This is a genomic window from Maribacter sp. (genome assembly GCF_039968975.1).
Lineage (GTDB): Bacteria > Bacteroidota > Bacteroidia > Flavobacteriales > Flavobacteriaceae > Maribacter.
In genome coordinates this window covers 45,958-57,068 of record NZ_JBDVOT010000153.1, presented here as the reverse complement: position 1 = coordinate 57,068, position 11,111 = coordinate 45,958, and the positions used below count along the sequence as shown (strand labels likewise).

8 protein-coding genes and 1 pseudogene are annotated in these 11,111 nt (G+C 33.8%); 8 read left to right on the top strand and 1 reads right to left on the bottom strand.

Annotation, left to right across the window (positions count from 1 at the left end; all coding sequences use genetic code 11):
- Together ABJI11_RS10580 and ABJI11_RS10575 are read left to right on the top strand one after the other, a co-directional pair.
- A pseudogene (locus ABJI11_RS10580) lies at nt 1-352 on the top strand (serine protease); the annotation flags it as partial.
- A gap of 78 nt (nt 353-430) precedes the next feature.
- Complete coding sequence (locus ABJI11_RS10575) at nt 431-1,204, top strand: patatin-like phospholipase family protein (RefSeq protein ID WP_348351926.1); 774 nt, start codon at nt 431-433, stop codon at nt 1,202-1,204.
- A gap of 62 nt (nt 1,205-1,266) precedes the next feature.
- On the opposite strand, the gene ABJI11_RS10570 is transcribed toward ABJI11_RS10575, so the two are convergent.
- Nucleotides 1,267-2,316, bottom strand: a complete 1,050-nt coding sequence (locus tag ABJI11_RS10570) for a ferredoxin--NADP reductase (protein ID WP_348351925.1) — start codon at nt 2,314-2,316, stop codon at nt 1,267-1,269.
- Between the two features lie 1,009 nt (nt 2,317-3,325).
- On the opposite strand from ABJI11_RS10570, the gene ABJI11_RS10565 reads away from it, so the two are divergent.
- From ABJI11_RS10565 to ABJI11_RS10540, 6 genes are all read left to right on the top strand, one after another.
- On the top strand, nt 3,326-3,778 hold the full coding sequence (locus ABJI11_RS10565; RefSeq protein WP_348351923.1) for a DUF695 domain-containing protein: 453 nt from the start codon (nt 3,326-3,328) through the stop codon (nt 3,776-3,778).
- Nucleotides 3,779-4,222: 444 nt separating this feature from the next.
- The gene (locus tag ABJI11_RS10560) at nt 4,223-4,570 is read left to right on the top strand and encodes a YciI family protein (protein ID WP_348351921.1); all 348 of its coding nucleotides are present in this window, start codon (nt 4,223-4,225) and stop codon (nt 4,568-4,570) included.
- Between the two features lie 3 nt (nt 4,571-4,573).
- The gene (locus ABJI11_RS10555; RefSeq protein WP_348351919.1) at nt 4,574-5,812 is read left to right on the top strand and encodes a sigma-70 family RNA polymerase sigma factor; all 1,239 of its coding nucleotides are present in this window, start codon (nt 4,574-4,576) and stop codon (nt 5,810-5,812) included.
- A gap of 114 nt (nt 5,813-5,926) precedes the next feature.
- Nucleotides 5,927-7,396: a DUF5687 family protein gene (locus ABJI11_RS10550; RefSeq protein WP_348351917.1), complete on the top strand. Its 1,470-nt coding sequence runs from the start codon at nt 5,927-5,929 to the stop codon at nt 7,394-7,396.
- Nucleotides 7,397-7,450: 54 nt separating this feature from the next.
- Nucleotides 7,451-8,170 carry an ABC transporter ATP-binding protein gene (locus tag ABJI11_RS10545; RefSeq protein ID WP_348351915.1) on the top strand — a complete coding sequence of 240 codons (720 nt, stop codon included), beginning with the start codon at nt 7,451-7,453 and terminating at the stop codon, nt 8,168-8,170.
- Between the two features lie 384 nt (nt 8,171-8,554).
- On the top strand, nt 8,555-11,110 hold the full coding sequence (locus ABJI11_RS10540; protein WP_348351913.1) for a hypothetical protein: 2,556 nt from the start codon (nt 8,555-8,557) through the stop codon (nt 11,108-11,110).
- Nucleotide 11,111: the final 1 nt, after the last annotated feature.

Genomic DNA, 11,111 nt, shown 5'->3' with positions numbered 1-11,111 from the left:
AAAAGAGCTAGAGGTAGAGCTACATAATTCTCAAGGTGGAACAGATTTTATCAAGAAAGAGAAGAAAGAAGTATTTAATCTTTTAGGTGCAGATTTCGAAAATGTAGATAGGCAATTAGCTAAAAAATTGGATATTGATGGTGGGGTACAGGTTTCTAAACTATACCCTGGTAAGATTAAGAGTGAAACCCAAATGAGAGCTGGTTTTATCATTACGCATATTGATGGTAAACGTGTAAATGATATCGATGATGTTGCTTCCATTTTGGAAAATAAAAAAGGCGGAGTGATGCTGGAAGGTGTTTATGAAGATGGCACTAAAAATTATTATGCCTTCGGATTGGATTCATAGTCCGCTATAATGATTAATTTTATGCCAAGCGGATAATAGTATTCGCTTGGCATTTTTTTTGAAATTAATTCTAGATAGATGCAATTAGGTTCTAAGTCCATAGGTTTGGTGCTTTCCGGCGGGGGCATTAGAGGCATGGCACATATAGGTGTTATAAAGGCAATGCAAGAGTTTGGCATAGAGGCCAAGGTAGTTTCCGGTAGTAGTATCGGTGCTTTGGTGGGTGCGCTGTACGCAGCAGATAAACCTGTGGTTGACATGCTTAAGTTTTTTAAGGAAACACCGTTGTTCAAATACAATTACTTTGCTGTTGCCAAACCGGGTTTATTGAATAGCGAGAGCTATATAGCTTCTTTTAAGAAGTATTTTCCAGATGATAGTTTTGAGGCTTTAAATAGAGAACTTCATGTAGTCGCTACAAATTTGCAGAAAGGCGAAGAGCTTTTTATAGATAAGGGTGAATTGATAAAACCTTTGTTAGCATCGGCTGCATTGCCACCTGTTTTTAGTCCCGTGGAATATAACGGTGAACTTTATGCCGATGGCGGAATCATGAATAATTTTCCATCTGAAGCTGTACTTCCCAAAGTTGATTATGTAATTGGCAGCAATGTATCTGTAGTTTCTCAACTAGAGAAAAAGCATTTGAATAATTCATTTCAATTGACAGGCAGAGTAACCGGATTGATGATTTATGCCATAAACCGACAAAAAATTAATAACTGTCATCTTGTTCTAGAATCTAAAGAACTAGAACATATTGGTTTACTAGATAGGAGAGGCATTGAAAAAGCCTATGCAATAGGCTATGAAGCCGCGGTAAGAAAGTTTGAAGAAGTCTTTAGTAGCTAGATAATAAAACGGCCGGTTGAATCATAATTCAACCGGCCGTTTTATTTAATTTTTATGTGAGCTTAAACATCATCAAAATCTACTTTAATAGTAGGTGTTGTTGCATGAGCTTGGCAGGTAAGAATAAAGCCATCTGCTATTTCTTTATCCGTCAAAATTTGGTTCATGACCATTTCAGCACTTCCTTCCGTTACCTTGGCGATACAGCTACTACATACTCCGCCTTGACAAGAGTATGGAGCATCAATATTCTCCTTCAAAACAGCATCTAAAATGATTGTTTTCTTATCCATGGTAAACTGAAATTCCTCATCATCAACAAGAACGGTAACCGCTGTTTGGCCATCTGCCTGTATTGGTAATTCTTCTTTTATCTCAGTAGGTGTAAAAAGCTCAAAATGAATTTTATCTTTATCCACTTCATTTTCTGTTAAGGTGTCTTGCACCAAACGGATCATCTCTTCAGGTCCACATAAATAGTAACCATTAAAATCAACGTCCTTATGCTTATTTAATAAAGCATAATTCACGGTTGAGGTATCTATTCTACCAAATAAAGCCTTGTCTTCACGGGTTTGACTATTGGTGAAGTATACAAAAAACCGATTGGCATATTCTAGTTCAAGTTTTACCAAATCTGTATAAAACATAGTCTCTTCGTAAGATTTGTTTCCGTAAACCAGAACAAATGTATTCTTTGGGTTACTATCTAAAACAGATTTTACAATACTCATAATAGGGGTAATACCACTACCTGCCGCAAAAGCAGCAATGTTCTGTACTTCTTTAGAAGCATTGAATACAAAACGACCTTCTGGCTCCATAACCTCTAAGGTATCACCAACTTTTAATTCAGAATTGGCGTAGTTAGAGAATCCGCCATTGTCTACTTTTTTAATACCTATAGTAATGCCATCTTTTTCAGGAGATGAACTAATAGAATATGCTCTTCGTAATTCTTTACCTTTAATCTCTTTTTTTATGGTGATATACTGACCAGAAATAAACTTAAAGGTTTGTGCCAATTCTTTCGGAATTGAAAAGGTAACGGCAACAGAGGTTGGCGTTAATTTCTTAATATGTTTTACCGTTAATGGGTGAAAATGCGACATATGTTCGTTTCTTTAAATCGAATTACAAAATTAAGCATGCTTTGCCGATATCATATGACATTTGTCAAAAAAGTAGGTTTTGTTAATTTTTGTTTAACTTTTAGGATAGTATAATTGGTTTTTATTTTGCTAGTGCTTGTCTGTGACGAGTGCCGTACCTATTAAGTATTGGGTTATATATCGATAAAATATAATTTCAAAACTGGTCCCAGGCTGGCGTTAACTAGCTAATGACTTACTGTTGCGGCCACCAGTTGCAAACTGGCGGTAGCGGGGATTGGAAAACTATGCTATAGAATAGTAGTTAATAATTAATATTTTATGAGAGGATTTTTTTCCTTTATACGTTTTTTTTACGATAAATTATATTATTCGGATTATTCTAGGCTTAACAAGAATGATATAGATTCTAGCATTCAAAAGCTTATGTTTATCAGTTTTTGTCAATCAATCAATATTTTGACATTAGTTAATTTGCTTTTTTTATTTACTAATGTAACGTTTGAATTTTCTTTAAAATGGTTTTACCTTTTTATTAATATCTTGATATATGGTATTAATTATTACCATTATGAGTATAAAGAATATAATGATACTATACTGAAAAACAGAGATAAATATTACGATAAGCATATTTTGTTAAAAGCTTTGTTGTATTTATTTTTCTCGTCATGGATTTTTATAGAGAGTATGATAATTTATGTTGATAAAGTCGTTAGGTTCATTTAGATGTTAGTATTGTAAGCTTTAAGAGAATTATTTAGATAAGATTTTTATTGGAATCTTTTTATTTTGATATAGTTACGTATCCCGGCTAGCGCTCGTCTGTGACGAGTGCCGTAACGTGTAAGTATTGGTTAATAAATCCATATAATAATTCCCATACTGGTCCCAGTTGGCGTTAATTAGCTAATGGCTTACTGTTGTCTTCACCAGTTTTAAACTGGCGGTAGCGGGGGCAAACAGATTATTTTGATGCAAACGGAAATAAACAAATTAAAACAAAGTCATGAAAGATTATTTTCAATATGTAGTATTTAAAGATGAATTTTTAGTTGAAATTCCTTTAGAAATGAATTCAATTCCAGGGCTCTGTATAGTAAATAAGTCATTATGTAATTTTGATTATAAGAAAATTTTTCCTTGGAATTTAACATTAAGATTGAAATATGAAGATAAAGATGATGATTTAAGACCTACAAGAAGAGAGCTAAGTTTGATTAATAAATTTAGATTAAGATTAGAGAATGAATTTAATTTAAACGAAAAACCAAGTGCTCTTTTTATTGTAAATATATGTTATAGTGGAGAAGCGGATTTAGTTTGGATGTTGCACGATGCTGATATTACAAATACAATCTTAAAAAAGATAATTGAAAATAAAGAATATCAGTATGATTTCGGCTATAACATAACTTACGATGTAGAATGGGAAGAAGTTTCTGATTATTTAGATATATAGATAATGCCCCCCGCTAGCGCTTGTCTGTGACGAGTACTGTGCCAAGTTAGTGCAGGTTTAATAAATTAATATAATATCTACACTGGTGCTCGTTTTCAAGAGGCTCCATACTAGATAGAGGAATATTATTAAACCCCATACTGCCAATAATATAAGTGAAACCTAGCGTGAGTTTTTAACTCGTGCCGTAACAGTAACCACAAGAGCAAAAAGAGCTTCAAAAATTAATTTATAGTGGTTGCTCAATGCGAACTGTCAAGCTATTATTAAATATTAGTAGTAGTGGAGGATGGTAACAGAAGTTATTTCAGTTTAAATAATCCTTAAATTATCTTTTTAAAAAAGTTATACTAAAAATTGTCCCTAATTTGATTTCGGTAACGTCATGGGGTAAACAATAAGAACTTAGAGTGAGTTCTATTTAAAAACTAAAATAGTTAAATTATGAAAGATTTTATGATGATTTTTATTGGTGCAGATTACCAAGAATTAGGTTTATCGCCAGAGCAATTACAAGAACGAATGGGAAAATGGTTTGTTTGGAATGAAAAAATGATGGCTCAAGGTATTGTAAAAGGTGGTGATGCTTTAGTTCCGCATGTAAGAAGAGTATCCGGTCCTAAACGCACGGTAACTGATGCTCCATTAATAGAGGGTAAAGAGTTGATCGGTGGTTATTATATTGTACAAGCTAAAGATGCTGACGCAGTTGTTAAGATAGCAGAAGATTATCCAGATTATGATTTAAACGGTACCGTTGAAATTAGAGAAGTAATGGTTTTTGAGCAATAGCATATGGAACATAAAGTAGTAGACCATCTTTTTAGGCATCATTACGGGAAGATGGTCGCTATTTTAACCCGTTTTTTCGGGTTGTCGTATATAGAGACTATAGAAGATGCGGTACAGGATACCTTTATAAAAGCAACTTCGCAATGGAGAACTAAAATTCCCGATAATCCGGAAGCTTGGCTGAACCGAGTTGCCAAAAACAGGACAATTGATATTCTACGGAGTATACAAGCAGAAAAGAATAGAAACCTTAGCATTACAACTGGGGCATCATCTTTACAAATAGACGAACTGTTTTTAGATCATGAGGTTGCAGACAGTCAGTTGCGAATGATTTTTGTTGCCTGTCACCCAAGTTTACACCCCAGCGAACAAATAGCCTTTGCTTTAAAAACCATTTCTGGATTTAGTATTAAGGAAATCGCTGCCGCATTATTGACTAAAGAAGAAACAATAGTCAAACGATTGACCCGTGCTAAGAAATCTATTCGAAAAAATAACATTCAATTTAAATACCCAGCTCCCGAAGCTATTCCTGAAAGAATGGTACGAGTTATGGAAGTAATCTATTTGACATTTAATGAAGGCTTCCATTCTACAAACAAAGAAAAATTAATAAAAGAAGATTTATGTGGCGAAGCTATTCGCCTTTGTCAATTACTTTTAAAAAAGGAACAATTTAGAAGTAGCAGTTTGTACGCACTTTTTGCATTGCTTTGTTTTCATATGTCACGACTAGAAAGCAAAGTTTCCTCTGATAATCAAATAGTTAATTTAGAGCATCAAGACCGTGCCAAATGGTATTTTCCATTGATAAAGATGGGAAACAGTGCTATGCTTAAAGCTATGGATTATGATGACACGTCAGTTTATCATTATGAAGCTGCCATAGCCTCGGAACATTTAAATGCCAAAACATTTAAAGATACCAATTGGAAAAACATCTCTTATTGGTATGAACAACTGTATGCGTTCGAGCCAAATTCGTTTACCTTATTAAATCATGCTACCGTGTGTATTCAATTGAGTGATTTTGAAAAAACACTCCGCTTACTAAATAGTATAGATGTTTCTGATTTAGGACAAAGAGCCTATTTATATTATGGTTGTTATGCCGAATACTACATTAAGAAAGGAGATAAAGAGTTGGCAATTTCTTTTTTAGATAAAGCATTGCTGGGAACTACAAATAGGTTGGAAAAGGAGTTCTTGATGGGGAAGAAAGAGGAATTAATCGGTTAATTTTTCAAGATATATAGTAAGGTGTAAAATAGAAGGTTTAAGAATAATTTGAATTTTGTTTGTAACAAACTCAAGATTTTTCTTACTTATATTCTGAATACTAAAACCAACCGAATGTTTAAACGTTTTTCTTCATTACAATGGAAATCCTTTTTTAGATCCTCTAACCTTGGTAAAAGTCTAGGGATAAAAATAGTAATGGGATTTTTCGGCGTATATATGCTTATATCACTTGCTGGTGCAGGAGTAGGATTGTACTTTCTTTTAAAAGAAATATTCCCAGATCAAAGTCCTATGTGGACTATAAGCCAGTATTTCATTTACTGGATTTTAATGGAATTATTCTTAAGGTATTTCATGCAGAAACTTCCGGTGATGGATATAAAACCATTCTTGACTACACCGGTCAAGAAAAGTACCATTGCACATTATATATTAGGTAGGTCAGCAGCATCTATCTATAATTTATTGACGATATTCTTTATAGTTCCGTTTGCAATAGTTTTACTATTTAATGGCTATCCTGTACTAAATGTTTTATTATGGATAGTTGGAATTATAGGCATTGTACTAAGTATTAATTATGTAAATCTGCTTGTTAATAAGAATGATAAGGTTCTTATTGCCATTGTTAGTGTACTTGTTTTAGGGTACGGATTGGATTATTTTGGAGTGTTCTCTATAAAAGAATTTTTTGCTCCTGTTTTTCATGCGCTTTATGCATACCCGATTACGGTATTGATTCCGATTGCTTTAGCGGCTATTATATATTATGTCAATTTTAAATATTTGCGAGATAAGATTTATCTAGATGCCAAGCTTAAAACTAAGGCAGTAGAGGCAAATACTTCGGACATGTCTTGGACCAAGCGTTTTGGTGAAATGGGTTCTTTCTTACAGCTTGATCTAAAAATGATTTGGAGAAATAAAAGAACGAAGTCTCAAGTGTATATTTCTATTCTATTTGTGTTCTACGGTTTAGTTTTTTACACACAAGAAATGTATAGCAGTATGATGCCAATGAAAGCCTTTGTAGGCATTTTTATGACGGGTATTTTTTTGAGTAATTTTGGACAATTTATTCCTGCTTGGGATAGTAGTTACTATAGTATGATGATGTCCCAGAATATACCCATGCGCAAGTATTTGGAGTCTAAAGTATCATTAATTACCGTAAGTATCGTGTTCATGTTTTTACTGACCTTGCCTTATGTTTACTTCGGTTGGGATGCATTGGCAATCAATTTTGGTTGTGCATTATACAACCTTGGAATAAATATACCGGTCATTTTATATTTTGGATCATTTAATAAAAAAAGGATAGAATTAGATCAGAGTCCGTTTGGTAATATGCAAGGGGCAAGCGCTACTCAGTTTCTGGTTATGGTTCCGGTTTTAATTGTTCCTATAATTATATTTTCAATCTTCTATTACATCTTTAATTTAGAAGTGGCAGTGGCAGTATTATCGGTTTTAGGCATCATAGGTTTTGCCATGAAAAACTATTTACTAGGGTTGATAACGGAACAATACAAGAAAAAGAAATACGGAATGATTGCAGGTTTTAAAGAAAAGGCGAGTTAAGCTTTTTCTTTTGACGCATTTCATTTCATCCTAAAAAATTAGAATAACAAGATTATGATTACAATAGAAAATTTATCAAAAAAATACGGTTCACAACAAGTACTTAATATTGAATCCTTAAATATTCCAACGGGTCAAAGTTTCGGTTTGGTGGGTAATAACGGGGCGGGTAAGACAACATTATTTAGTTTGTTGCTAGATTTAATTCAGCCAAGTACTGGTCATATTATTAATAATGACGTTCAAGTAAACACCAGTGAAGATTGGAAACCATTTACATCATCTTTTATTGATGAAACTTTTTTGATCGGGTATTTGACTCCCGAAGAGTATTTCTACTTTATAGGTGATCTTCGTGGTCAAAATAAAGCGGATGTAGACGCGCTTTTAGCCCAGTATCAAGATTTCTTTCATGGCGAAATTTTAGGGCAGAAAAAGTACTTGAGAGATTTATCTAAAGGAAACCAGAAGAAAGCCGGTATTGTAGCTTCATTTATTGGTAAACCCAAAGTAGTCATATTAGATGAACCTTTTGCAAATTTAGATCCAACAACGCAGATTCGCCTAAAGCAAATCATTAAAGAACTAGCAGCGCAAGAAGATGTTACCGTTTTAGTTTCTAGTCACGATTTAATCCACGTCACCGAAGTTTGCGAACGTATTGTTGTTCTGAATAAAGGTGAGATGGTCAAAGACATAGAAACATCTACCGAAACATTAAAAGAACTAGAGGTGTTCTTTGGTGCAGAAAGTGCGCTGCCAGTAATGGAATAAAACGGATCTTTAGCTATTTTAAAGCAGTAGAGAACTATAATTCTTTAAAAAACAATGAGATTTTGACAACGCGTGATCAGACGAAATGCATTTTAAAGAAGTAACATTAAAAATTGAAAAACCGACCACTAGGTCGGTTTTCCATTTCTAAGTTTTAACCTAAGTAAGATAAAATCCGTTGAAGATGTAGTTGATCAGATTATCTGCAGTTATTTAATAATCTCTTGAACATTCTTATACAAAACAAACTATGCGGTCGGTAAAAATTTGTTGTAGAGGTCTATAAATGTTGCAAACGCTCAAAAATAAATATGCAGTTTACCGATAAACGGCATAATAATGTGGCTGTTTTTAAGTTAAACATACATACGTAGATCAACTATTTTGAATCTTAGAAACAAACTTATTATATCCGGTGTTTTGGCGAGTATGCTTTTTAATGCATGTTCTGTCAAAAAAGACAAGTTCGTAAACCGTAATTGGCACGCACTAAATACCAAATACAATACTTTGTATAATGGTAATATTGCTTTTGAACAAGGTCGAGAAACTTTAAACGATACTTATCAAGATGATTATTTTGAAGTCTTGCCTATAGAACGTTTAGAGGTTAGCGGCGAAATCAAATTAGATTCAGAAGACAACAATCCTAATTTCCTTATTGCAGAAGAAAAAGCTACCAAGGCTATTCAACGCCATAGTATGGATATTAAGGATGAAGAGCGAAATCCTCAGATAGATGAGGCTTTTCTGCTATTAGGTAAAGCCCGTTATTTTGATGAGCGCTACATACCTGCCTTAGAATCTTTTAATTACATTTTAAATAAATATTCTGAAAGCGATAAGTTAAACGAAGCAAGTATCTGGCGAGAGAAAGTAAACATTCGTTTAGAGAACGATGATTTGGCAATTAAGAACTTAAAGCGCTTAATGAAATATGAGCGTTTAAAAGATCAAGAATATGCTGATGCTAGAGCGATGATGGCACAGGCGTTTATAAATTTAAATGCACCAGATACCGCTGTTCAAAATCTTAAAATAGCATCGCATTACACTACTAAAAACCCAGAAAGAGGCAGGTACTACTATATCATAGGTCAGTTATATAATCAACTGGGCTTTAAAGATAGTGCCAATTATGCTTTTGATAAGGTGATTGAACTAAACAGAAAGTCGCCACGTGTCTACATGATCAATGCAAAAATTGAAAAATTAAAGAATACTGAGGTTACTGCTGAAAATAAGGAAGAGGTTTTAGAGTATTTAACAAAAATGGAACTGAATAGGGAGAATAGACCTTATTTAGATGGTATATACAGACAGTTGGCAGAATTTCATTTAGAGCAAGAGTCAGATAGCTTGGCATTGGTTTATTTCAACAAATCTTTACGTGCTTCTCAAAACAAGCCAAAATTGAATGCACTGAATTACGAGAATTTAGCGGAATACAATTTTGATGAAAGCGTATATAAGCCTGCAGGGGCTTACTATGATAGCGTGTTGACAAACCTTAACGAGAATACCAAGAAATTTCGTGCCATAAAAAAGAAGCGAGACAATTTAGAAGATGTTATTAAGTACGAGGACATTGTTCAATATTCCGATAGTGTAATTACACTTTTTGAAATGCCAAAAGACGAACAACTGGCTTATTTTGGCAAGCATATTGAAGATTTACAAAAGGCAAAGGAGGCTGCGCAGAAAAAAGAAAAGGCAAGAATTACCGATGGTTTTGCGGCATTTGCAAATAGTAAAGGTGGTAAAGAAAATAAAGGTAAATTCTATTTCTATAATATTACTAGTCTTGGCTACGGACAAAACGACTTTAAAAACCGTTGGGGCAATAGAGAGCTAACGGATGATTGGCGTTGGTCAGATAAATCTATTATCAATAGCGAGAATGTTGCATTACAGAATGCATCAGGTGTTAGCGATAGTTTAAGTGTGGTAAGCGAAGATGAGAAATTCTCATTAGATTATTACATGGACCGTTTACCTACAGATGTTGCCGTTATAGATAGTTTAAAGACAGAACGCAATTTTGCCAACTATCAATTAGGTTTAATATATAAAGAGAAGTTCAACGAGAATCTTTTGGCAGCAGCCAAATTGGAAGATGTATTGGCATCTAACGCAGAAGAACGATTAATTCTTCCCTCAAAATATAATCTTTATAAAATATATGAAGAAGTTGATAGTCCGTTGAAAGAGACCATGAAGGCAGATATTATTGCCAATCATTCAGATTCTAGATACGCTGAAATATTATTGAATCCACAAGCAGTTTTGGCTGATAGTTCTGATAGCCCGGAGAAACGCTATGAGAGTCTTTTTAAACAATATAAGGAACAACAATACTTACAGGTAATTACAGGTGCAGAAGAGAACATCAATAGATTTACGGGCGACCCAATTGTGCCAAAATTTGAGATGCTAAAGGCAAATGCCATTGGTAGGTTACAAGGTTTTGAACCATTTAAAGAAGCATTGAATTATGTTGCGTTGACGTATCCTAATAATCCAGAGGGCAAGAAGGCAGAACAAATGATAGCCGAGCAGCTTCCGAAGTTAGAACAAAAAGAGTTTTCACCAGAGACAGATTCTAAAGGAACTTCCAATTGGAAAGTAGTGTTCCCTTTTAAAAGAAGTAATACAGAGCAGGCATTAAAGTTGATGGAACTGTTAGAGCAATCTATTGTAGATCTTAAATATAAGAATATTGTCTCTAGAGATATTTACAACCTAGAAGACCAATTTATAGTGGTACACGGATTTAAATCTAAAGATTTTGCCTTAGGGTATGCCGAGCTACTAAAAAACAATAAGGATTACCTTGTTGCTGATGAGAATTTTGTAGTTTTATCGGAGAACTATAAGATTGTACAAGTACACAAGAATATAATAGCATATAGAAATACGCTTTTAACCCCAAAACCGTGAA

Excerpts from the sequence above, each read along its gene's own strand:
- ABJI11_RS10570 (WP_348351925.1), bottom strand. The coding sequence starts at position 2,316 with ATGTCGCATTTTCACCCATTAACGGTAAAACATATTAAGAAATTAACG.
- ABJI11_RS10575 (WP_348351926.1), top strand. The coding sequence starts at position 431 with ATGCAATTAGGTTCTAAGTCCATAGGTTTGGTGCTTTCCGGCGGGGGC.
- ABJI11_RS10555 (WP_348351919.1), top strand. The coding sequence starts at position 4,574 with ATGGAACATAAAGTAGTAGACCATCTTTTTAGGCATCATTACGGGAAG.
- ABJI11_RS10550 (WP_348351917.1), top strand. The coding sequence starts at position 5,927 with ATGTTTAAACGTTTTTCTTCATTACAATGGAAATCCTTTTTTAGATCC.
- ABJI11_RS10545 (WP_348351915.1), top strand. The coding sequence starts at position 7,451 with ATGATTACAATAGAAAATTTATCAAAAAAATACGGTTCACAACAAGTA.
- ABJI11_RS10565 (WP_348351923.1), top strand. The coding sequence starts at position 3,326 with ATGAAAGATTATTTTCAATATGTAGTATTTAAAGATGAATTTTTAGTT.
- ABJI11_RS10560 (WP_348351921.1), top strand. The coding sequence starts at position 4,223 with ATGAAAGATTTTATGATGATTTTTATTGGTGCAGATTACCAAGAATTA.